The organism is Stenotrophomonas sp. NPDC077420 (genome assembly GCF_044543385.1).
Classification (GTDB): domain Bacteria; phylum Pseudomonadota; class Gammaproteobacteria; order Xanthomonadales; family Xanthomonadaceae; genus Stenotrophomonas.
The window spans coordinates 12382-34504 of the sequence record NZ_JBITVZ010000016.1; the positions used below are offsets into that span (position 1 = coordinate 12382).

Sequence of the window (22123 nt, forward strand, 5' to 3'; positions counted from 1 at the left end):
TGTCGGCAGAACCGGCACCCCGTTGTCGTTACAGGCCTCCGCTTTGGCGCTACGGCACCCAGCGGGAATCGGCGATACTCGGGCATCACCGCTGGAAGCGACTACCGGGGACCACGACCCATGAAATCTGCACGCTCACTGGCCGCCATGGCCCTGCTCCTGCCGTTGTCCGTGCTTGCGCAGACGGGGCAGCCCGACGCCACGGGCAGCAGCATGCCGCTGACCTCCGCCACGCAGACCAGCGAAGGCTTTTCCGCCTCGATGGTGATCACCGCCGACCCCGACTGGCAGACGAAATGGGAGTCCCCGCCCGACGTGGCGCCCCGCTTCGACCTGGCCACCGAGGTCAAGGAAGGCGGTTCGCTCTACATCCTGTCGTTCCTGTCCAATCCCATGCTGGATGCTGCGGGCATGGCGCAGGTGCGCTGCGACCTGCGCATCAGCAAGCCGGACGGCAGCCTGAGCGGCGACGAGCACGACCTGCCCTGCTTCGTCACCGCGCTGCAAACCGACCCGAAGCTGGTCTACCTGTCTACCGTTGGCGTGAAGTTCACTGCTGAAGCCGGTGATCCGAAAGGCACCTGGACCGTGGCGATCACCGTGCGCGACACCCTGCGCAACGTGGCTATTCCGCTGCGATCATCGTTCGAGATGCGCTGACCGGGAGTACGACGGCCGGCTTGGCTGCCAGCACCCCCGATTGCATGCCGTTGATGGCCGAAATGGGCACCGCCTCGGCGCGGCGCTGCTTTGGCCACCATCGCTGGGGCCCGCAGTGCAGATCGCATCGCTTCACAGACCTCGATCAGATCGAGCACCAGCCGTTCGGTGCTGAGGCTTATCTATTGCAGCTGAGCCAGCATGTCGTTGACCGGGCCATGGATGATCGCTCGGAGCAATCGGGCCTCGCCCGGATCCACGGCCCGGGCGGCGCCGTCTTCGTACTCGTTGTAGAGCCTGCCAACGTGCGCTTGAACTCGCTCAAGCAGGTAATCCAGCTCGCGTTCTGCTGCACGGGCGTTGATTCCGATAGTTGCGCCGAACGCTACGACAGGGCCGCGGGTCAATTGTCTGTAGGGCAAGCCTCCAGGTGACGTGACCGGGATATCGTTCCCCCACGCATTGCCTGGCGCGTAGATGCTTGTGCAGATCAGGTCGTAGTGCGGCGCCAGCACCCATCCATCGGCCCCGCCGAGGAAGCTCAGGTTCTTCAGGTGTGCGTCGGAGTTGCCCGTGATCAGGTTGAACAGCCACCACCGGTAAAGTCGGGCGCGTGTGTCGGCTTTATGCACGCAGAGTTCGATGAGCGCATTCAATGCCGCCGGCGTCGCTTCCCTGTACTTGAATACTGCGTCCAGGGAAAGCATCTGGCACGCGTCCAGCACGGGCAGACGTTCAACCGGTGTTCGGAAGGTGCGATCAAAGCGCCGGACCAGGTACACAGCCTCAGGAACGCGTCGAATGGTCACTTCCGCCGCATCCATTCCTACAGCCGATGCCAGTCGCATCACAAACCACTCGTTGATGGTGGTCTGCCAGTAATGGTCCGGCTGCGGGTGATCCGGCTTGAGGATATGGGTGGAAGGCTCGGATCCTGCCGGCTCGAAAATGCCTTCCTCCCGCACTGTCACGGCAAGCTTGTGCTGCGCACCCGCCAGCGACATACGCTTGGGTGCATCATGGCTCAAGGGAACCTGGGGCAGGCGCCGGATCCGCTCAGAGAGGGCGTCATCCGTCAGCGGCTGGAGGCTGGCAGGTGAAAGCACCTCGCCCTCGGCCAGCAACGTGAGGGCTCCCGCGGATTCGCGGCCGTAGAATTGCAGTAATCCGAAGTTGTCGGCGGCATCCACGCGCGCATCCTGCGCGAGGAGGACCTTCGCGCCTTCCTCTGGCAGCAGGTTGCTGAAGAACCACTGGACCGGTCGGAGCGATGCTCCGTCGAGGATGGAACCTTGTGAGCGACGAATGGCGGGTGACAGGTCACCCCCTTCCCACGCGGGTTCGTAGTCGAACCGCCAGATGTTCCCTTCTTCGGAGAGCCGACCTACCAACGCTGTATCCAGCCAGACACACAGCAGACGCCGCGAGGATGCGTTCATCCGGCACCGGACCGCTTTGATCTGGGCTCCATGACCGCGTCCGGGACCTGCAGCGTGACGTTGATTCCCAGCTCATCCAGCGCGCGGAGCACTCTGCCCAGCTGTACCGACGGTTTCCCGCGCTCGGCGTCGCGCATGAACACATGGCTGGAGTCGATGTATGCGGCCAGATCGTCCTGGCGGATCCCTTGGTTGCGGCGGACACGACGGATGATTTCGCCAATGTCTTCAGGGGTTTTCACCTTGATGTCGATCACGGTCGTTGCCACCGAATCTAAGCAGTTGTTTCTATCATGCGAGATGATGTGGGGGTTTGCAACGATTTCTAAACAGCTATTTCGAAATAGCGGCCTTGGGGACTGGAATCCATCTAAACGAAACAACAGCTTCGAAATACCAGTCCTTGCCCGATGGGTAGGTTCTTCCCCTACCTCCGCCCCCTGCGGGGCAGAAAGCAGAAGCCCCGCTTTCGCGGGGCTTCTTTTGCCGGCCAACGGCCGGCGCTACCGGGGTTCGGTATTTCGCATTGCCAGGCAGGGCCTGGCACTACGGTTACGCGAACGGGTCCTGCAGGACCATGGTGTGGTCGCGGTCCGGGCCGGTGGAGACGATGCTGATCGGGCAACCGGCCAGTTCCTCCAGCGCGCGCAGGTAAGCGCGGGCCGCGGCCGGCAGCTTGTCCCACTCGGTGATGCCGTGGGTGTTCTCGTTCCAGCCCGGGAATTCCAGGTACACGGGAGTGCACTCTTCCCAGCCCTGCGCGTCCAGCGGCGCGTACTCGGTGCGCTTGCCACGGTATTCGTAGGCGATGCAGACCTTCAGCTTCTCCATGCCGTCGAGCACGTCGAGCTTGGTGATGCACAGGCCGCTGATGCCGTTGATGGCCACGGCGCGCTTGAGCGCGACGATGTCCATCCAGCCGCAGCGACGCGGGCGGCCGGTCGAGGCGCCGTACTCGGCACCGCGGTCGCGGATGCCCTGGCCGATCTCGTCGTCCAGTTCGGTCGGGAACGGGCCACCGCCGACGCGGGTGGCATACGCCTTGGCGATGCCCAGCACGTAGTCGATCGCGTCGGCGCCCACGCCGGCACCGGCCAGCGCACCACCGACGGTGGTGTTGGAGCTGGTCACGTACGGGTAGGTGCCGTGGTCGATGTCCAGCAGCGCGCCCTGCGCACCTTCGAACAGCACGCGCTTACCCTGCTTGCGCAGGTCGTGCAGGATGCCGGCCACGTCGGACTTCATCGGCTGCACGTATTCGCCGAAGGCCAGCGCTTCGTCGTAGGTCTTCTGGAAATCGACCGCGTCGGTCTTCAGGTAATTGGTCAGCACGAAGTTGTGGTAGTCCAGCGCGGTGCGCAGGAGCTCTTCGAGCTGGGCCGGGTAATGCAGGTCGGCGATGCGGATGCCGCGACGCGCCACCTTGTCTTCATAGGCCGGGCCGATGCCACGGCCGGTGGTGCCGATCGCCTTGCCGCCGGCGGCGCGTTCGCGCGCCTGGTCCAGGGCGATGTGGTACGGCATGATCAGCGGCGCGGCCGGGGAGATCTGCAGGCGCGAACGCACTTCCACGCCGGAGGTTTCCAGCTCGGCGATTTCCTTCTGCAGGGCGGCCGGCGAGATCACCACGCCGTTGCCGATCAGGCACAGCGCGTCTTCGCGCAGGATGCCCGACGGGATCAGATGCAGCACGGTCTTCTTGCCATTGATGACCAGGGTATGGCCGGCATTGTGGCCGCCCTGGAAACGCACTACGGCACCGATTTCCTCGGTGAGCAGATCGACGATCTTGCCCTTGCCTTCATCGCCCCACTGGGCACCAAGCACTACGACAGACTGACCCATGACGGGCTCCTCGAATTGTTGCGGCCATCGGGGCCGCGGACGGGTAAACCGTAGCAGGGTCGGCCAGCGCGGGGGTGACGGCTCCAATCGGGGAGCGGTCGGCGATGGCAGGCCCAGACACGGAAAAAGCCGAACGGGGGAGGCCCGTCCGGCTTTTGTGCATTATCCGGGTTTCCGGGGTCGGCCGCCACCCCGGGGGGCGGCGGATTCAACCAGCGGTCAGCGGTCGTTCTTCATGTACTGCAGGAACGGGTCGTTCTTGTCCAGCACGATCACCCCGTTGCCGTCGGTCATGGAGTTCCGGTAGGCCTCCAGGCTGCGGTAGAACGAGAAGAAGGACGGGTCGGCCGAGCCGGCCTTGCCGTAGATCCGGGCGGCTTCGGCGTCGCCGGCGCCGCGCAGGCGCTGGGCGTCACGCTCGGCTTCGGCCACGATCACCGTGCTTTCGCGATCGGCCTGGGCGCGGATGGTCAGCGACTGCTCCTCACCCTCCGCACGCAGCTTGGCCGCTTCCTGCTTGCGCTGGGCGCGCATGCGCTCGTACACATCGCTGATCACCTGGCTGTCGGTGGGCAGGTCGATCTGCTTGATGCGCAGGTCGATGATCTGCATGCCCAGGCCTTTGACCGCCTCGTTGATGCCGGTCAGCTGCCCGGCGATCAACTCGCTGCGGTCGCCGGACACCAGCTGCTGCAACGAACGCGAGTTGATCTGGTTGCGCAGCGAGTCGGTGATGATCGGGGCCAGGCGTGCATCGGCCACGCTGGCATCGCCGCCGGTCGCGCGGTAATAGGCGCGCACGTCGGAAATGTAGCCAATGGCGAAGAAGTCGACGCTGACGTCCTTCTGTTCGGCGGTGAAGTAGCGCGCCGGCGCGGTGGCCAGCACCTTCAGGCGACGGTCGAACACCCGCACCGACTCCACAACCGGCACCTTGAAATGCAGGCCCGGCTTGATGTCCGAACGCACCACCTTGCCCAGGTTCAGCACCATCGCGGTCTGGTCCTCACGGACCACGTACACCGAGCCCAACAGGGCCAGGACCGCGGCCACGGCCAGGCCGATCCACAACGAACTCTTCATCGGATGGCTCCTTCACGACCGGCCGGTCGCGTGGTCGGGCGCTCGGTGGTACGCACGCCGTCCACCGGCGTGCTGGCCGGCAGCGACGGCATCATCACTTCCGGGGTCACCAGCGGGGTGCTGCTGCCGGAAGCGCCGGCCGCGCCGGCGCGGTTGTCGGGCATCGGCACATAGATCAGCTGGCGACCATCGCCGCCGATCACCTTGCGGTTTTCCTTCAGCACGCTTTCCACCGTTTCCAGCCACAGCCGCTTGCGGGTGACGTCCGGGGCGCCCTGGTACTGCTGCTGCAGCAGGCTGAAGCGTTCTGCGTCGCCTTCGGCGCGGGCCACGGCGGCCTGCTTGTAGCCTTCGGCAGTGGTACGGGCCCGCGAGGCCTGGCCACGCGCTTCGGGCACCACCTTGGCCGCGTAGGCCTGGGCTTCGTTGATCAGGCGTTCCTTGACCTGCTGGGCACCGTTGACCTCGTCGAAGGCCGGCTTGACCTCTTCCGGCGGTCGCGCGTCGGGCAGGGTCAGGCCGGTCACCACCAGGCCGGTACGGTAGGCCTTCAGCGCGGCCTGCAGGCGTTCCTGCGCGACCACGGCCAGCGGACCACGGTTGTTGAGCACCGCGTTGAGGTCGGCACGACCGACCTGCTCACGCACCGCGCTCTGCGCGGACTGCTCCAGCACCTGGTTGGCGTCGACCGAACCGAACAGGTACAGGCGCGGGTCGTCGATGCGGTACTGCACGTTGAGCGACACGCGCACGATGTTCTCGTCGCGGGTCAGCACCGGCACATCGCTGCTGAAGGTCTTGATCTGGGTCGCGTTGACCTTGGTCACCGACTCGATCGGCCACGGCAGCTTGAAGTTCGGGCCCGGCTGCAGGATGCGCGAGAACTGGCCGAAGCGCAGCACCACGCCGCGCTGCTGTTCGCCGATCAGCTGGAAGCTGGAGAACAGCAGCAGCAGGACCACCGCCACCACCACCCAGCGCAGGATGCCGCCATCGAACAGGTCTTTGAGCGGTCCGGGGAATCCGCCCCAGCCACCCCCACCGCCGCTGCCACCGCGGGGACCGAACGGCCCTCGTCGATTCTCGTCGGGGCCTTGTCCGCCCTTGTTGCCGCCGGGTGTATTCCAGGCCATGCACGCTCCATCAGTAAAGGTTGCCTGCGGGCCAGTCCCGCACCGTCAACCGTTGAATCCCGCCCGATTCTACTAGATGGGGCTGGCCGACAGGATTGGAAGGGCGAATGCGTCGCAGGCCGCGATTCATCCCCCGCCCCGGCCCTGCCGGGCCACCGGCGGGGCGCGGCGCGATAAGGTGGGAGCCCCCTTCCCCCGCAGGCCACCCCATGGCACTCCCCGACCGCTTCACCGCATTCCGCATCCACCAGGACGACCAGGGCCACCGCAGCGGGCTGGAGTCCATTGCGCTGGACCAGCTGGATCCCGGCCAGGTGGTGGTGCGGGCCGAATGGTCGTCGGTGAACTACAAGGATGCACTGGCCGGCACCGGCAAGGGGCGCATCCTGCGACGCTTCCCGCTGGTGGGCGGGATCGACGTGGCGGGCACGGTGGTGGCGTCCAGCGACCCGGCCTGGCGCGAGGGCGACGCGGTCCTGGCCACCGGCTGCGGCCTGAGCGAAACCCGCGATGGCGGGTACAGCCAGTACGTACGCCTGGAGGCCGGCGCGGTGATCGCGCGCCCGGCCGCCTTGGGCGCGCGCGAGGCGATGATCATCGGCACCGCCGGCTTCACCGCGGCGCTGGCCCTGCTGCGCATGCTCGACAACCGCCTCACCCCCGCACACGGCCCCCTCGCGGTCACCGGCGCCACCGGCGGCGTCGGTTCGCTGGCGGTGGACATCTTCAGCCGCGCCGGATTCCAGGTGCATGCGATCAGCGGCAAGCCCGAGCAGGCCGACTACCTGCGCGGGCTGGGTGCCCACCAGGTGCTGCCCCGCGACACCCTGGCCACCGACCGGCCGATGGAATCGGCGCGCTTCGGCGGCGGCCTGGACAACGCCGGCGGGCCGATGCTGGCCAGTCTTCTGGCCCAGACCGTGCCCTACGGCAGCGTGGTCAGCGCTGGCCTTGCCGCCCGTCCGGCGCTGGAGATGACGGTCATGCCGTTCATCCTCCGCGGGGTGTCGCTGCTCGGCGTGTCGTCGTCTTCGGCCCCACGGGCGCTGCGCGAGCAGGTATGGGAACGCCTGGGCAGCGACTGGAAGCCGCAGCACCTGGACCGCATCTGCACCAGCGAGATCGGCCTGGACGGTTTGCCCGCGGTGTTCGAGCGGATGCTGGCCGGCGGTTCGCACGGCCGCACCGTGGTCCGGATCGACTGAGCGTTGCAGCTGGGCGACGGACGGCGCGGCGGATGCTTCACGCTGACATGGGCGCAGCACTACACTGCGGACATCACTTGGGGAACAACATGGCACGCATTCTGATCGTCGACGATTCACCGTCGCAGCAGCTGGGCATCAAGCGCATCGTCGAAAAGCTGGGGCATGAAGTGTTGACGGCCGAGGACGGCCAGGCCGGCGTCGAGGTGGCCAAGGCCGAACTTCCCGACCTGGTGCTGATGGATGTGGTGATGCCCAACCTCAATGGTTTCCAGGCCACCCGTACGCTTGCGCGCGAAAGCACCACCCGGCATATCCCGGTGATCCTGGTGACGACCAAGGACCAGGACACCGACCGCATGTGGGGCATGCGCCAGGGCGCCAAGGCCTACATCACCAAGCCGTTCTCCGAAGACGAGCTGTCGGAAGTGCTGGAGCGCGTGTTCAGCAGCAAGGAACCGCCGGCGGTTTGATCGCCAGCGGTTCCGTACCGACCAACGGTCGGTACCTACCGGTTTGCGTACCGACCAACGGTCGGTACCCCGGTCAGATCTTTTCGCCGAAGGCTTTGGCCAACGCCTTGTAGGCCTTCTTCTGCGCCTCGTCGGTCGGGGCCGGGGCGATGATCTCGATCTCCACGATCTGGTCGCCGTCGGGGTTGCCCGGCAGGCCACGGCCGCGCAGGCGCAGCTTGCGGCCCGCATCCGAACCGGCCGGCACCTTCAGTTCCACGGCGCCGCCCAGTGTGGGGACGCTGATCGAGGTGCCCAGCGCGGCCTGCCACGGCGTGACGTCCAGCGTGTAGAGGATGTTGCGGCCGTCCACTTCGAACTGCGGGTGCGCCGCGTATTCCACTTCCAGCAGCAGGTTGCCGCCCTGGGTGCCCTGCCCGGTCAGCCGGATCACCTGGCCCGGCCGGATGCCCTTGGGCACGCGCACGTCCAGCTGCTTGCCGTTCACCGTGATGCGCAGGCTGTCGCCGGTATAGGCCGCCTCCAGCGGCACCGACAGCTTCGCGCGGGTGTCGCGCACCGGCTGCGGACCGGCCCCGGCACCGCCAAAGCCACTGGCCCGGCCGCCACCGCCGCCGCGCTGGCGCGCGAACAGGCTCTCGAAGAAGTCGCTGAAACCGCCGCCGCCGGCCCCGCCGCCGAACACCTCCTCGAAATCGAAGCCCTGCGCGCCGCCATAGTTCGGCGGGGCATTGAACTCTTCGCCCGGACGGTAGCCCTGGGCCTTGAGCTGGTCGTAGGCCGCGCGCTTCTGCGGGTCGCGCAGCGCTTCATAGGCCTCGTTGACGGCCTTGAACTTCTCTTCCGCGCCGGTTTCCTTGCTCACGTCCGGGTGGTACTTGCGCGCCAGCCGGCGGTAGGCGGTCTTGATCTCGGCATCGCCCGCGCTGGGTTCCACGCCCAGGGTGGCGTAGTAATCCTTGAATTCCATCCATACACCTCGAATAAGTTCGGCGGCCCGCGCCGGCGGGCCCCGTCAACACAATTCTAGCGGCTGGCGGCCCGGCTGCCGTGATCGGGCGGATGATCCTGCGCAATGCGGTCCGCGCACGCCCCGCTCATGCTCCCTATGGGAATGAACAGGCCGCGTTCAACGTTTTGACGCCGCCCTCCCACGTCCCTTACTACCCTGCCCATGAACCAGGAGCTCCCATGACCATCCACGTTGGCGACCGCATTCCCGAAGTCACGCTCAAGCGCATCCGCCAGGGCATGGAGACACTGGATACCCATGCCCTGTTCGACGGCCGCAAGGCGGTGCTGTTCGGCGTGCCCGGTGCCTTCACCCCGACCTGCTCGGCCCAGCACCTGCCCGGCTTCGTGGAGCACTTCGCCGCATTCCGCCACCGCGGCATCGACGTGTTCTGCATGGCGGTCAACGACCCGTTCGTGATGAAGGCCTGGGGCGAAAGCCAGCAGGTCCCGGATGGGTTGCAGCTGCTGTCCGATGGCAACGGCGATTTCACCCGCGCGCTCGGACTCGAACAGGATGCCAGCAGCGCCGGCATGGGCATGCGCTCGCGCCGCTTCGCGCTGTATGTCGAAGACGGCGTGGTCCGCGAAACCTTCATCGAAGAACCCGGCAACTTCGAGGTGTCTTCGGCGCAGTACGTGCTGGAGCACCTGCCCAGCTGATCCTTCTCCCGCAACAAAGGAACCCGGCCAGCCATGTCCAAGCCAGCCAAGCAGCACCCGACCCCATCCTCCAATGAACGCTCCGCCCCGCACGACAGCCGACCGCCGGGCATCAGCGACACCGCCACCCTGCGCGCCAAGGCCCGCCAGGACATCGAAGATGGCGCCGTCACCGACAGCTACACCGCCGATCGCGAGGCGGTGATCACGCTGCTCAACGCTGCGCTCGCCACCGAATACGTGTGCGTGCTGCGGTACTACCGCCACTACTTCATGGCCAAAGGCATGCTGGCCGACGCGGTCAAGGGCGAGTTCCTCGAACACGCGCAGCAGGAACAGGCGCATGCCGGCAAGCTGGCCGAGCGCATCGTGCAGCTGGGCGGCGAACCCGACCTCAACCCCGACACGCTGACCCGACGCTCCCATGCCGAGTACAAGGAAGGCAAGGACCTTCGCGACATGGTCCGCGAGAACCTGATCGCCGAACGCATCGCCATCGACAGCTATCGGGAAATGATCAACTTCGTGGGCGACAAGGACACCACCACCAAGCGCATCCTCGAGGAGATCCTGGCGCAGGAAGAAGAGCACGCCGACGAGTTCGCCGACCTGCTCGAAGGCTGGATCGGCGAGTAGGCGCACATCACGCCTTACTGCAGGATCCGGAACCGCACCTGGGTCCAGGCCCCATCGGCGGCGAGCGCGGTGAGCGTGTGCTCGCCGACCTCGTCGAAATCGCGCTGGAAGCTGCGCGCGCCCTCGCTGCGTGCGATCCAGCGGCCGTCCAGCAACCAGTCCACGGCGTGCTCACTGCCCAGCGCGCGCAGTTGCAGGCGCACGCCGTGTTGCGCGTTGGGCGCGCGCGCCAGGGTTGCACGGTCGTTGAGGCCCTCGATATGCAGGCTGCCGCCGTTGCTGCGACCATCGTCGCGGCAATCCGGCGACAACGCGGGCAACTGCGCGGCCTGGCGCTGGGCCAGCGGCAGCCACGGCGACACCAGCGCCGGCCAGCGCGCGATTTCACGCCGCTCGGCCGCATGCGGCGCGCTGCATTCCGGTGACAGGCGCAGGCCGGTGCGTGCGTCCACGTCGAAGGCCTGCCGCCCCGCCTGCCACAGCCGCGCATCGCGTTCGGCGAAGGTGGGCGGCACCACGTCATCCAGGAGGTAGGCCTGCAGGCGCCGCTGGCAGAGCGCCGGCGGCGTGTGTTCGGCGCGTTCGCCGGTGGGCCAGCACACCTCGGCCCGGGTGACGTTGGCCGGCAGTGGCGCGGCGGCGGCGTCGCCGCGCTGGCGCGGCAGGCTGTCCACCACCTCGAACATCAGCGGCAGCGCGGTCACCGCGCCGTACTGGCCCGGCAGCGGGGTGCCATCCGGCCGTCCCACCCACACGCCCACGGTGTAATGGCGGGTGCCGCCGATCGCCCAGGCATCGCGGTAGCCGTAGCTGGTGCCGGTCTTCCAGGCCACGCGCGGGCGGCCCGTGACATCGAACGTGCCCGCGCCGTAGCCGGGACGCGGATTCGACTCGAGTACCTCGCGGGTGATCCAGGCCGCGCCCGGCGACATCAGGCGCCGTTCGATCACCGCATCGTCGGGGGTATAGCGCACCCGGCCGGCGATGCCGTTGCGGTTGAATGCGGCGAAGGTCCCCACCAGGTCCTCCAGCCGCGCGCCGGTACCGCCCAGGATCAGCGACAGGTTGGGCGCGCTGCCGTGCGGAAAGCGCAGGGTGATCCCGGCATGCGAGAGGCGGGCGGCGAAGCGGGCCGGGCCGACCCGGTCCAGCAGGTCCACCGCCGGGACGTTGAGCGACAAGCGCAGAGCGGTGGCGGCACTGACCGGGCCGTTGAACGCCGCATCGAAATTTCCCGGACGGTACCCTGAGAAGCTCTGCGGCGCATCCACCATCAGGCTTTCGGAATGGATCAGGCCGTCGTCGAGGGCCATGCCGTACAGGAATGGTTTGAGCGTGGAGCCCGGCGAGCGCCACGCCTGCACCATGTCCACGTGGCCCAGCCGCTGCTTGTCGCCGAACGCCACCGAACCCACGTAGGCGCGCGCCTCCAGCGTGCGGTTGTCGACCACCAGCAGCGCTGCGGAGGTGCGTTCGGGCAGCTGCGAGAAGTACGACGCCACACGCTCTTCCAGGGTGCGCTGCAACCCGCTGTCCAACGTGCTCTGGATCCGCGCGGCGCGCGGTTGCGCGGCATGCAGGCGCTGCGCGAGCAGGGCCGCGCGCAGCGGCGGCTGCAGCGCGCGGGTCACCACCGCCTCGATGCGGGCATCGTCCACCTCCTCGCGCGTCCACACCCCGAGCGCGACCATGCGTTCGAGCACTTTGTCGCGGGCGGCCTGCGCCGCCTCCGGATGACGGTCCGGGCGCAATCGGCTGGGCGACTGCGGCAACACCGCCAGCAGCGCAGCCTCGGCATGCGACAGCTGCGCGGCCGGCTTGCCCAGGTAGGCCCAGCTGGCCGCTTCGACGCCCTCAATGGTGCCGCCGTAGGGCGCGCGCTCCAGGTACAGCGCCAGGATCTGCGCCTTGGTCAGATGCAGCTCCAGCTGCAGCGCGCGCAGCAGCTGCTTGGCTTTGCCCCAGGGCGTGCGCGTGTGCGGATCGAGGATGCGCGCGACCTGCATGGTCAGGGTGGAGCCGCCGGACACGATCCGCCGTTCCAGCAGCCACTGCTTGCCCGCGCGCAGCAACGCCCACGGGTTGACCCCGGAGTGGCGCCAGAACCAGCGGTCTTCGTAGTTGAGCAGCGCCTGCAGGTACAGCGGCGAGACACTGTCTGCCGAGGCCGGGTAGCGCCAGACGCCATCGGCGTCGGCAAACGCACGCAACGGCGTGCCATCGGCGGCCACCACCAGCGTGCTGGTATCGCGCTGCTTCGGCAGCGGCGGAGGAAAGCCGAGGTCCAGCACCAGCAGCAGCGCCAGCAGGGCCGCCGTCCCCCAACGCAGCGCCAGCCACAGCCAGGGCCGCCACCGGGTCCAGCGCAGTCGGGGAAGAACGGTCTTCATTGCATCACTGCCGGCAGTGCGGACGCCGGCAGCGGCCGGCGCCCTCGCAGGGTCACGGCTGGACCACCGTCAGCGTGGTCGGATTGCTGCGGCCCACCCCGCGCAGGTCGGGGCGATACATGTCCTCCACCAGCGGCGGCGGCACCGTGTAGGTGCCGGGGGTGACCGCACGCACCAGGTAGAACACCTTGGCGGTGCTGCCACGCGAGAGCTTGAGCGCGGCCACGTAACGGTCGTCGCGGAACTCTTCGTGGCGCAGCGTGGCCGCCTCGCCACGATCTTCCACGCGCAGTCCATCGACCACCACGTCGGACCACTGCTTGGCATCGCCCAGGTTGAAGTTCTCGATCTCCAGCCCGGCCGGCAGCAGGTCGGTCAGCAGCGCATCGGGCACGTCCACGTTCGGGGTCACGCTGACCCGCACGATCAGTGCTTCGCCTTCCTTCAGCGCACGCGGGGTCCAGGGCTTGCCGTCGGTGGTGAACCAGCTGCGTTCCACGCCAAGGGTGCGGTTGTCCGGTTCCGGCGCGGTGCGCGGAATGCCGGCCACTTCCAGGCTGGCAAACATCGGCGGCTCGCCCTTGGGGCTGAACCGCACGCCCTTGGCCAGTGCGGCGTAGTCGAAGCTGCGGCCGAACATGCGGCGCGCGGCGATGGCCTCCACGTCGCCCCCGACGGCCAGCTCGCCGGATACCTGCCTGGTCTGGTTGGCCGCCAGCGCCTTGCCCAGGCGCGCGATGGCCACCTGTTCCTGCGTGCTCAGCCACATCCAGCCGTTGTTGCGGCGGGCATCCAGTGCGCGGCCCAGTTCCACCGCGCGTGCGTCGTAGGCGGGCTTGGACAGCTTGCGCTCGTGCAGCAGCGCGATCATCAACGCATCGTCGCGCACCGCGCTGCCGTAATCACCGAAGTACTCCGGGCGCTCGCTGCTGGGCTTGGCGAAACCGGCGGCAATGGCGGCATCGCCGCGCTTGTGGTCACCCTGCAGCGACAGCGCGATGCCCAGGTGGACCAGCGACAGGCCGGTGAGCGACTTGCTGCGTTCGTTGTCGTACAGCGCGCGCAGGGTCCCCAGCGGAGCCCGGTTGACCCGCGCCAGCACGTAGCCCGAATACGCCTGGTTGGCGAATTTCAGGTTCTCGCGGCGGTCCTCGCCGTAGAACTGATTGCCGCCGGACAGCAGGTCCTCGCTGAGCCGGTTGAGCGCCTTCTGCAGCACGCCGTCGGGCACGGCGAAGCCGGCGTCCCTGGCATCGAGCAGGAACTCGGCGATGTACGGGGTCAGCCACGGGTTGACGTAGCCGTCGTCGCCCCACATCGAGAAGTTGCCGTTGGCCACCTGCATCGACGCCAGGCGGCCGAACGCGCCTTCCATGCGTTCGCGGCGGGTTTTGGCATCCAGGCCATCGGCCCCGAGCATGGCCGAAGTGGCTTCATCCAGCATCAGTGCGGCGTAGCCCTTGCTGGTGGTCTGCTCGGCGCAGCCATACGGATACTTCAGGGCACCGTCCAGCGCACTGGCGAAGGGAATCGGCGGCAGCGCGCTGACCAGCATGCGTGCGGTGACCGAATCGCTCATCAGGCCATCGGCCAGGCCCGCGCCCAGCTCCACGTCGGCCAGCGGGTCCAGCGTGCGGGTCTGCGCGCGCAGCACCTGCGGCCACGCCGCGCGTACCGGAAGGTCATAGCGGCGGTCGACCTTGAAGCCGTTGCCTTCCACCCGCACCCGCACCTTGGCCACCGTGTAGCCCTCGCGCGCCACCAGCGGGAAGCTGAGCGTGCTCTTGGCATCGGCGTTGAGCTTGAGCGCCCGGCTGGGCTCGCCGAGGGTCAGCGGGCCGATCCCATCGACCTGCACCTTGAACTCGCCGGGCGTGCCGGTGAAGTTCTGCACGTCCAGGGTGACCGTGCTGCGGTCGCCCGGGGCCAGCACGCGCGGCATGCTGGCTTCGGCCAGGATCGGTGCACGCACCACGGTTTCCACCTCGCGCTTGCCGTACTGGTCATCGGCGTAGACCAGCGCGGAGACGCGCAGGGTGCCGTTGAAATCCGGCACCTTCAGGGCGATCCGGGCAATGCCCTTGGCATCCAGTTTCACCGGGCCGGAGAACAGGTCCACGGTCTGCACCCGCGCGGTGGGGCGCTTGGCCTGCGGCAATGCGGCCAGGGCCATGTCGCCACCGAACTTCAGCTTGCCGCTGCTGCCGTCGAAGCTCTCGATCACCCGGCTGTAGATGTCATAGGCATCCACGCCCAGGCGACGCTGGGCGAAGAAGTGGCCGGCCGCATCGGGCACAGGGAAGCGGGTGATGTTGAGGATGCCGACGTCCACCGCCGACACCGTGACGTGCGCCAGCTTGCCCGCCAGCTGCGGCGCGCTGACCGTCACCGGCAGCGTCTGCTCGGGCCGCATCTGTTTGGGTGCGGACAGGCCGACGGCGATCTGGCGTGCCTTGCGGTCCATCGGCACGTGCACCACGCCGACCGCGCGGGCCGGGGTGATCTTGCTCGGCGCACTGCCACCGCGGAACACCAGCGCGGTGATGTAGACGTCGTGGCGCTCCCACTCGGCGGTGACCGGGATGTCGAAGGTGCTGCCCGGCTTGGCGTCGATGTCCTGCACGTACAGCATCTTGTCGCTTTCAACCATCAACACGCCCTTGCCCGCGTGCGGCGGGGTGACGGTGACGCGGACCTTGTCGCCGGCCTTGTAACCGGTCTTGTCCAGGCCCAGCTTGATCTTGTCCGGGCGTGCATCCAGGCCGCGGTTTTCGTCATTCCAGCTCCAGCCGGCGTGGAACGGGTAACGGGCGGTCAGCCCGGTGGCCGGGTCGAACACGTCCAGCCGGTATTCGCCCCACTCCACCGGGAAGTCGATGCCCACGGCGGCGGTGCCGGCATCGAGGGTGCGGCTCTCCTTGTTCTCGAAGCGGCGGCTGAAGTCGTAATCCCAGCGATTGTCGTTGAAGGTCCAGTGGTAGTCGCGCAGTTCGCGCACCAGGGTGACCTTCAGGCCCTTGCCCGGGTGCGGCTTGCCGGCCGCGTCCACGCGCAGGACTTCAAAGCGCGCGTTGCTGTTGGCGTCGGCGCCGTCGTCCGGATTGAACAGCGGGCGCACGCCGACCAGCACCGGGGCGGGCCACATCACCCGCTTCAACGTGCGGCTGACCGTGCGGCCGCCGGTTTCATACACGCTGCCGGACAGCACCACCGCCACCGGCGCGCTGGCCTTGACCTCGGCCGGCAGCTCCACGTCCTGGCGCAGCGTGCCATCGGCGGGGAACTCGGTATCGATCACGTCGCGCGCTTCGCGCGGCAGTTCCAGGGTCGGGTCGCCGAAGAAGTAGCCCGGCAGCGATTCCACCGGCGACTGCTCGGCCGCCACCGCCAGGCGCGCGGTGAAGCGGTTGCCATCGGCCGGCGCGCCGTACAGGTAGGCGGCATCGGCCTGCAGCTTGAGCGGCTCACCCGGCTTGAGGGTCTTCTGCGGGCTGTCCAAATCCAGCTTCATGCGCTCGGGCAGGAACTCCTCGATGCGCAGGGTCATGCCCTGGATCGCTTCCTTGCTGGCCGGGTTGGTGCGGAATTCCACCTGCCAGCGCCCGGTCGGCGCTTCCACCGGAATGGTCTGCTCGAAGCTGAGGTAACCCTGCTCGCCCGGCTGCAGGCGGGTTTCGCGGAAGGTCTTGCCATCGGGCTGCTTCAGGCGCAGGAACACCGGCTGCCCGCCCTTGCCAGGGCCGCTGACCGGCTTGCCGTCGTTGTCGCGCAGCAGCGCGGAGATGCGCACGGTTTCGCCGGGGCGGTACAGGTCGCGCCCGGACCAGGCAAACACGTCGAACCAGGCGTTGTCACGGCCGGCCACGGCGAATTCGCTCAGGTCCAGCGCCGGCTGGTTGAACGGCAACATCGTGGTGTCCGGGCCGCTGCTGGCGATCAGCACGTGGCCCGCATCCAGGGTGTACTTGAGCAGCGCGTTGCCGTTGCCGTCGGTAGCGCCCTTGAGCACCACCTCGCCCTTGGCGTCGATGATGCGCAGGTCGACCTTCTTCAATGCGGCGCCGCTCTGCAGCGAGGCGGTGTGCACGAACAGCGTGTCCTTGTAGGCACGCGTGTGCAGGCCGATGTCGCTGACGGTGAAGAAGGCGGTATCGAATTCGCTGTCGAACGAGCCGCTGCGCTTCATCACCGCGAAGTACAGGCCCGGTTCCTGCAGTTCCTTGATGTCCTGCGTGGGCAGGTAGGTGAGCACCCGCTCGTTCTGCTTGCCGCCCAGCACGAAGCGGTTGACGTAGACCGGCTCGGCCAGCTGCGACATCGGGGTCTTGTCGCCGTACTCGCTGTCCAGCTCCCAGCTGCCGCGGCGGCCGCCGCGCTGGTACTGGCTGAAGAAGCCGGGCAGCTGCTTTTCGCGCACGCGCAGGAACTCCACGTCGACTTCGGTCACGTTGACCGACACCACCGGCAGGCCGCGGCTCTCGCGCGCCGGCAGCACGCTGCCCTGCGAGGCAAAGCCGGCTACCGGCTTGAGCTCGCCACTGAAGACCTTCTGGCGCAGTTCCTTGCCGATGCGGCTGCCGTCGGCGGCCAGCAGGTCCGGCGAGACGATCAGGGTGTACTCCCTGGCCGCCTCGACAAACGGGTAGCGCAGGGTCTTGCCGTCATCGGACAGGGTCCAGCTGCTGTCCTCGGTGCCGACCTTTTCGCCGAAGCGGACCAGTGTGTCGAAGTCCTGGGTGCCGACCAGCGGCCGCGAGAACTCCAGCGCCAGCGAAAGCCCATCGCTCTTCTGGTCAGGGAAGGCGCGTACCAGGGTGAACTCGCTGACGGTTTCGGCCTTGGCGGCGATCGGTGCGCCGGACGGCGTTGGCAGCTGGCCGCTGTCGTTGCGCTTGCAGCCGCCGATCCCCAGTGCCAGGCCGGCGACCAGCGCCATCCCCAGGATTCCTTTCCAGCCCCACCGCCCGACCGTTGCCATATGTCGCTCCTTGAACAAGGGCTTCATTATGCACCCGGGCGTTACGGGCTGCCTGGACACGCCATGCGTGTCCCAGGGAGTGCGTACCGGGCGGTCAGACGGTCCCGGCCGGGACCCTCACCGCGCCTTCCATCAGCACCCGTGCGCTGCGACTCATCACTGCCTTGGTCACGACCCACTGGCCATCGACCTGCGCCGCCTCGGCACCCACACGCAGGGTTCCAGACGGATGCCCGAACGTCACCGCGCCGCGTTCGCCGCCGCCAGCCGCCAGGTTCACCAGCGTGCCGGGAATGGCCGCCGCCGTGCCGATGGCCACCGCCGCGGTGCCCATCATGGCGTGGTGCAGCTTGCCCATCGACAGCGCGCGGGCGTGCAGGTCGATGTCGCCCGCCGCAAACTGTTTGCCACTGGAGGACACGTAGTCCTGCGCCGGGGCGACAAACGCAACCTTGGGCGTGTGCTGGCGGGTCGCAGCCTGGTCGACGCTGTCGATCAGGCCCATGCGTACCGCGCCGTGTGCGCGGATCGCCTCGAACCGGGCAAGCGCGGCCTTGTCCTCGTTGATCGTCGGCTGCAGCTCGGTACCGGTGTAGCCCAGGTCCGCGGCGTTGAGGAAGATGGTGGGAATGCCAGCGGTGATCATCGTCACCTGGACGCTGCCCACGCCGGGCACGTCCAGCGTGTCGACCAGGTTGCCGGTGGGAAACATCGAGCCGCCCTCGCCTTCGCCGTCGTCGGACGGATCGAGGAACTCCAGTGCGATCTCAGCGGCCGGGAAGGTCACCCCGTCCAGTTCGAAGTCACCCATCTCCTGCACCTGCCCGTCCACCACCGGGACGTGGGCCAGGATGGTCTTGCCGATGTTGGCCTGCCAGATCCGCACCGTGCAGATGCCATCGCGCGGAACGCGGGTCGGATCGATGAAGCCGTTGCTGATCGCGAACGGTCCCACGGCGGTGCTGAGGTTGCCGCAGTTGCCGCTCCAGTCCACGAACGCGGTGTCGATGGAGACCTGCCCGTAGAGGTAATCCACGTCATGGTCGGGCACCGATGGCGCCGAGATGATCACGCACTTGCTGGTGCTGGACGTCGCCCCGCCCATGCCGTCGGTGTGCTTGCCATAGGGATCGGGCGAACCGATCACGCGCATCAGCAGCGCATCACGCGCCGGGCCTGGGACCTGCGCGGCGAACGGCAGGTCCTGCTGGCGGAAGAACACACCCTTGCTGGTGCCACCGCGCATGTAGGTGGCGGGAATGCGGAGTTGGGGAAGATAGGTCATTGCGTATCCAATAGGGCATCAAGGCCGCGACGTGCATTCCAGGTCCTGACGACACGGATGTCGTCAGCCAACGCTATGTAGTAGATGAGGTAGTCATCAAAACGACGAATGGGAAGGAAGCGCAGCGATCCTTCAGGAAGGTCAAGGACACCATCGTGTCGGCTTGAGCCTGCTTCCGGGTGCCGCTCCACCAGTTCAACGGCTGCCTGAAGTGCATCGATGAACGCCAGTTCCAGCGCCGTTCCGCCTGCGCCGGCGAACCACTGGGCCGCCTCGTCGGCGTCCTGGAGCGCGCGTGGATACCAACGGGAGGGCTTCATTTCCCGCTGCGCTCCTTGGCCCGTTCACGCATGCGATGGAAATGATCGGATTCCAGCGGCTCTGCGGTTCCCGACGCAAGGCCTTCTGCAACCAACTTGCGGAGCAGGTCTTGCGATTTGCTCCGCTGACGCTGGCGGATCAGGTCACGCACGTAATCGGAGGTACTGGAGTAGCCGCCTTCGCTGACTTCTTCGTCGACAAACTGCTTGAGCGGGTCACTGAGCGAGATGTTCATCGTGGCCATGGGGGCCTCCTATGGCAATTCTTGCCATGGATGGTGCGCCTACCGCCGGATGGCTGCAAGCGCACCCCCATTCATCCTTCAGCTTCGGTCGGACCCACAGGATTTCACGCCACCTGCGAGGATTCGAGGAAGTCCTGCGCAAAACGCTGCAATACCCCGCCCGCTTCGTAGATCGAGACTTCTTCCGCGGTGTCCAGGCGGCAGGTGACCGGCACCCGCAGCTGTTCGCCGTCGCGGCGGTTGATCACCAGGGTCAGCTCGGCGTGCGGCACGCGCTCACCGACCACGTCGAAGGTTTCGGTACCGTCGATGCCCAGCGACAGGCGGTTCACGCCCGGCTTGAATTCCAGCGGCAGTACGCCCATGCCGATCAGGTTGGTGCGGTGGATGCGCTCGAAGCCTTCGGCGGCGATGGCTTCCACGCCGGCCAGGCGCACGCCCTTAGCGGCCCAGTCGCGCGAGCTGCCCTGTCCATAGTCGGCGCCGGCGATGATGATCAACGGCTGCTTGCGCTCCATGTAGGTTTCGATCGCCTCCCACATGCGGGTGACCTTGCCTTCCGGTTCGATGCGCGCCAGCGAACCCTGCTTGACCTGGCCGTCGACCACGGCCATTTCATTGATCAGCTTCGGGTTGGCGAAGGTGGCCCGCTGCGCGGTGAGGTGGTCGCCGCGATGGGTGGCGTAGGAATTGAAGTCCTCCTCGGGCAGGCCCATCTTCGCCAGGTACTCACCGGCGGCGCTGCTGGCCAGGATCGCGTTGGACGGCGACAGGTGGTCGGTGGTGATGTTGTCGCCCAGCACCGCCAGTGCACGCATCCCGGTCAGCCCGCGCTCGCCGGCCAACGCGCCCTCCCAGTACGGCGGGCGGCGGATGTAGGTGCTCTGCGGGCGCCAGTCGTACAGCGGGCTGATCGGCGCGCCGTGTTCGACCTTGAAGGTGAACATCGGCGCATAGACCTGGCGGAACTGTTCCGGCTTGACGCTGGCGGCCACCACCGCGTCGATCTCGGCGTCGCTCGGCCACAGGTCCTTGAGCGTGATCGCGCTGCCGTCGTCGCGGAAGCCCAGCGCATCCTTTTCAATATCGAAGCGCACCGTGCCGGCAATGGCGTAGGCCACCACCAGCGGCGGCGAGGCCAGGAACGCCTGCTTGGCATACGGGTGGATGCGCCCGTCGAAGTTGCGGTTGCCCGACAGCACGGCGGTGGCGTACAGATCGCGGTCGATCACTTCCTGCTGGATCTTCGGGTCCAGCGCACCGCTCATGCCGTTGCAGGTGGTGCAGGCGAAACCGACGATGCCGAAGCCCAGCTGCTCCAGCTCGCCGATCAGGCCGGCCTCTTCCAGGTACAGCTGCACCGCCTTGGAACCGGGCGCCAGCGAGCTCTTCACCCACGGCTTGCGGCTCAGCCCGGCACGGTTGGCGTTGCGCGCCAGCAACCCGGCGGCAATCACGTTGCGCGGATTGCTGGTGTTGGTGCAGCTGGTGATGGCGGCGATGATCACCGCGCCGTCCGGCATCAGCCCCTGCTCCTGCTCGAGCCTGCCGGAGGCCAGCTTGGCTTCGTCGGCGATGCCGCGCGCGGCCAGTTCGCTGGTGGCCACGCGCTTGTGCGGGTTGGACGGACCCGCCATGTTGCGCACCACGCTGGACAGGTCGAACTGCAGCACGCGCTCGTAGCGCACCTGGCCCAGGTCGTCCGACCACAGGCCGGTCACCTTGGCGTAGGTTTCCACCAGCTGCACCTGGGCCTCTTCGCGGCCGGTCAGGCGCAGGTAGTCCAGGGTCTGCTGGTCGATGGAGAACATCGCCGCGGTGGCGCCGAACTCCGGGGTCATGTTGGAGATGGTGGCGCGGTCGCCGATGGTCAGCGCGGTGGCGCCTTCACCGTAGAACTCGATCCACGCCCCCACCACGCGCTCCTTGCGCAGGAACTCGGTCAGCGCCAGCACCAGGTCGGTACAGGTGATGCCCGGCTGCGGGCGACCGGTCAGCTCGACACCAATGATGTCCGGCAGGCGCATCCACGAGGCGCGGCCCAGCATAACGTTCTCCGCTTCCAGGCCGCCCACGCCGATGGCGATCACGCCCAGCGCGTCCACGTGCGGGGTGTGGCTGTCGGTGCCTACGCAGGTATCGGGGAAGCCCACGCCATCGCGCACCTGGATCACCGGCGACATCTTCTCCAGGTTGATCTGGTGCATGATCCCGTTGCCCGGCGGGATCACATCGACGTTCTTGAACGCCTTTTTAGTCCAGTTGATGAAGTGGAAGCGGTCTTCGTTGCGGCGGTCCTCGACGGCGCGGTTCTTCTCGAACGCGGCCCTGTCGAAGCCGGGGTATTCCACCGCCAGCGAGTGATCCACGATCAGCTGGGTGGGTACCACCGGGTTGATCTGGGCCGGGTCGCCACCGGCATCGGCAATGGCGTCGCGCAGGCCGGCAAGGTCGACCAGCGCGGTCTGGCCAAGGATGTCGTGGCACACCACGCGGGCCGGGTACCACGGGAAATCCAAGTCCTGGCGGCGCTCGATCAGCTGCCGCAGCGAGGCCTCCAGGGTGGCCGGGTCACAGCGGCGCACCAGGTTTTCGGCCAGCACGCGCGAAGTGTAAGGCAGCGTGGCGTAGGCGCCCGGGGCGATTGCATCGACCGCCGCACGGGTATCGAAATAGTCCAGCGCGGTGCCTGGGAGGGTCTTGCGGTAATCAGTGTTCATGGCTGGCGTTAGCTGCTTGTATTTGGCGGGCCGTGCG

The 22123-nt window shown here is 67.5% G+C and carries 17 protein-coding genes; 5 read left to right on the plus strand and 12 right to left on the minus strand.

The window, feature by feature from the left end; all coding sequences use genetic code 11:
* The first annotated feature begins 120 nt into the window (after window positions 1–120).
* The gene (locus ACIGII_RS15010; RefSeq protein WP_399639446.1) at window positions 121–660 is read left to right on the plus strand and encodes a hypothetical protein; all 540 of its coding nucleotides are present in this window, start codon (window positions 121–123) and stop codon (window positions 658–660) included.
* A gap of 182 nt (window positions 661–842) precedes the next feature.
* Here ACIGII_RS15010 and ACIGII_RS15015 read toward each other — a convergent pair whose 3' ends face one another.
* The 5 genes from ACIGII_RS15015 to hflK form a co-directional block, all read right to left on the minus strand.
* The gene (locus tag ACIGII_RS15015) at window positions 843–2099 is read right to left on the minus strand and encodes a HipA domain-containing protein (protein ID WP_399639443.1); all 1257 of its coding nucleotides are present in this window, start codon (window positions 2097–2099) and stop codon (window positions 843–845) included.
* Window positions 2096–2356, minus strand: coding sequence for a transcriptional regulator (locus ACIGII_RS15020; RefSeq protein ID WP_399639440.1), 261 nt, complete (start codon window positions 2354–2356; stop codon window positions 2096–2098). The genes ACIGII_RS15015 and ACIGII_RS15020 overlap by 4 nt, the downstream gene beginning before the upstream one ends.
* A 295-nt stretch (window positions 2357–2651) precedes the next feature.
* Complete coding sequence (locus ACIGII_RS15025) at window positions 2652–3944, minus strand: adenylosuccinate synthase (RefSeq protein WP_399657559.1); 1293 nt, start codon at window positions 3942–3944, stop codon at window positions 2652–2654.
* A gap of 219 nt (window positions 3945–4163) precedes the next feature.
* Window positions 4164–5027 (minus strand): protease modulator HflC, encoded by an 864-nt coding sequence (gene hflC, locus ACIGII_RS15030; RefSeq protein WP_145479578.1) that lies wholly within the window; start codon window positions 5025–5027, stop codon window positions 4164–4166.
* Window positions 5024–6160: an FtsH protease activity modulator HflK gene (hflK, locus tag ACIGII_RS15035; RefSeq protein WP_399639438.1), complete on the minus strand. Its 1137-nt coding sequence runs from the start codon at window positions 6158–6160 to the stop codon at window positions 5024–5026. The genes hflC and hflK overlap by 4 nt, the downstream gene beginning before the upstream one ends.
* Window positions 6161–6369: 209 nt before the next feature.
* Between hflK and ACIGII_RS15040 the strand changes: the two genes are divergently transcribed.
* Window positions 6370–7365, plus strand: coding sequence for a YhdH/YhfP family quinone oxidoreductase (locus tag ACIGII_RS15040; protein WP_399639435.1), 996 nt, complete (start codon window positions 6370–6372; stop codon window positions 7363–7365).
* Between the two features lie 89 nt (window positions 7366–7454).
* Window positions 7455–7838, plus strand: coding sequence for a twitching motility response regulator PilH (gene pilH / locus ACIGII_RS15045; RefSeq protein ID WP_399639433.1), 384 nt, complete (start codon window positions 7455–7457; stop codon window positions 7836–7838).
* A gap of 73 nt (window positions 7839–7911) precedes the next feature.
* Here pilH and ACIGII_RS15050 read toward each other — a convergent pair whose 3' ends face one another.
* The gene (locus ACIGII_RS15050; RefSeq protein ID WP_399639431.1) at window positions 7912–8808 is read right to left on the minus strand and encodes a DnaJ C-terminal domain-containing protein; all 897 of its coding nucleotides are present in this window, start codon (window positions 8806–8808) and stop codon (window positions 7912–7914) included.
* 221 nt (window positions 8809–9029) lie between these two features.
* Here ACIGII_RS15050 and ACIGII_RS15055 point away from each other — a divergent pair, with 221 nt between their 5' ends.
* Complete coding sequence (locus ACIGII_RS15055) at window positions 9030–9512, plus strand: peroxiredoxin (RefSeq protein ID WP_399639428.1); 483 nt, start codon at window positions 9030–9032, stop codon at window positions 9510–9512.
* A gap of 33 nt (window positions 9513–9545) precedes the next feature.
* A complete protein-coding gene (locus tag ACIGII_RS15060; protein ID WP_399639426.1) occupies window positions 9546–10148 on the plus strand; it encodes a bacterioferritin in 603 nt (200 codons plus the stop codon).
* A 14-nt stretch (window positions 10149–10162) separates the two neighbouring features.
* Here ACIGII_RS15060 and pbpC read toward each other — a convergent pair whose 3' ends face one another.
* The 6 genes from pbpC to acnD all read right to left on the minus strand — a co-directional run bounded on the left by pbpC (window position 10163) and on the right by acnD (window position 22086).
* The gene (gene pbpC / locus ACIGII_RS15065; RefSeq protein ID WP_399639424.1) at window positions 10163–12538 is read right to left on the minus strand and encodes a penicillin-binding protein 1C; all 2376 of its coding nucleotides are present in this window, start codon (window positions 12536–12538) and stop codon (window positions 10163–10165) included.
* 52 nt (window positions 12539–12590) lie between these two features.
* Window positions 12591–17474: an alpha-2-macroglobulin family protein gene (locus ACIGII_RS15070; RefSeq protein ID WP_399639421.1), complete on the minus strand. Its 4884-nt coding sequence runs from the start codon at window positions 17472–17474 to the stop codon at window positions 12591–12593.
* A 136-nt stretch (window positions 17475–17610) separates the two neighbouring features.
* Window positions 17611–18801, minus strand: coding sequence for a 2-methylaconitate cis-trans isomerase PrpF (gene prpF / locus ACIGII_RS15075; protein WP_399639420.1), 1191 nt, complete (start codon window positions 18799–18801; stop codon window positions 17611–17613).
* A complete protein-coding gene (locus ACIGII_RS15080) occupies window positions 18798–19121 on the minus strand; it encodes a type II toxin-antitoxin system RelE/ParE family toxin (protein WP_399639417.1) in 324 nt (107 codons plus the stop codon). The genes prpF and ACIGII_RS15080 overlap by 4 nt, the downstream gene beginning before the upstream one ends.
* Window positions 19118–19366, minus strand: coding sequence for a type II toxin-antitoxin system ParD family antitoxin (locus ACIGII_RS15085; RefSeq protein ID WP_399639415.1), 249 nt, complete (start codon window positions 19364–19366; stop codon window positions 19118–19120). Before ACIGII_RS15085 ends, ACIGII_RS15080 begins: the two co-directional genes overlap by 4 nt.
* A 104-nt stretch (window positions 19367–19470) precedes the next feature.
* Window positions 19471–22086: a Fe/S-dependent 2-methylisocitrate dehydratase AcnD gene (acnD, locus tag ACIGII_RS15090; protein ID WP_399639412.1), complete on the minus strand. Its 2616-nt coding sequence runs from the start codon at window positions 22084–22086 to the stop codon at window positions 19471–19473.
* Window positions 22087–22123 lie beyond the last annotated feature (37 nt).

Excerpts from the sequence above, each read along its gene's own strand:
- ACIGII_RS15025 (WP_399657559.1), bottom strand. The coding sequence starts at position 3,944 with ATGGGTCAGTCTGTCGTAGTGCTTGGTGCCCAGTGGGGCGATGAAGGC.
- ACIGII_RS15055 (WP_399639428.1), top strand. The coding sequence starts at position 9,030 with ATGACCATCCACGTTGGCGACCGCATTCCCGAAGTCACGCTCAAGCGC.
- ACIGII_RS15050 (WP_399639431.1), bottom strand. The coding sequence starts at position 8,808 with ATGGAATTCAAGGATTACTACGCCACCCTGGGCGTGGAACCCAGCGCG.
- ACIGII_RS15010 (WP_399639446.1), top strand. The coding sequence starts at position 121 with ATGAAATCTGCACGCTCACTGGCCGCCATGGCCCTGCTCCTGCCGTTG.
- acnD (WP_399639412.1), bottom strand. The coding sequence starts at position 22,086 with ATGAACACTGATTACCGCAAGACCCTCCCAGGCACCGCGCTGGACTAT.
- hflK (WP_399639438.1), bottom strand. The coding sequence starts at position 6,160 with ATGGCCTGGAATACACCCGGCGGCAACAAGGGCGGACAAGGCCCCGAC.
- ACIGII_RS15070 (WP_399639421.1), bottom strand. The coding sequence starts at position 17,474 with ATGGCGCTGGTCGCCGGCCTGGCACTGGGGATCGGCGGCTGCAAGCGC.
- pilH (WP_399639433.1), top strand. The coding sequence starts at position 7,455 with ATGGCACGCATTCTGATCGTCGACGATTCACCGTCGCAGCAGCTGGGC.
- ACIGII_RS15015 (WP_399639443.1), bottom strand. The coding sequence starts at position 2,099 with ATGAACGCATCCTCGCGGCGTCTGCTGTGTGTCTGGCTGGATACAGCG.
- hflC (WP_145479578.1), bottom strand. The coding sequence starts at position 5,027 with ATGAAGAGTTCGTTGTGGATCGGCCTGGCCGTGGCCGCGGTCCTGGCC.
- ACIGII_RS15085 (WP_399639415.1), bottom strand. The coding sequence starts at position 19,366 with ATGGCCACGATGAACATCTCGCTCAGTGACCCGCTCAAGCAGTTTGTC.
- prpF (WP_399639420.1), bottom strand. The coding sequence starts at position 18,801 with ATGACCTATCTTCCCCAACTCCGCATTCCCGCCACCTACATGCGCGGT.
- ACIGII_RS15080 (WP_399639417.1), bottom strand. The coding sequence starts at position 19,121 with ATGAAGCCCTCCCGTTGGTATCCACGCGCGCTCCAGGACGCCGACGAG.
- ACIGII_RS15060 (WP_399639426.1), top strand. The coding sequence starts at position 9,546 with ATGTCCAAGCCAGCCAAGCAGCACCCGACCCCATCCTCCAATGAACGC.
- ACIGII_RS15040 (WP_399639435.1), top strand. The coding sequence starts at position 6,370 with ATGGCACTCCCCGACCGCTTCACCGCATTCCGCATCCACCAGGACGAC.
- pbpC (WP_399639424.1), bottom strand. The coding sequence starts at position 12,538 with ATGAAGACCGTTCTTCCCCGACTGCGCTGGACCCGGTGGCGGCCCTGG.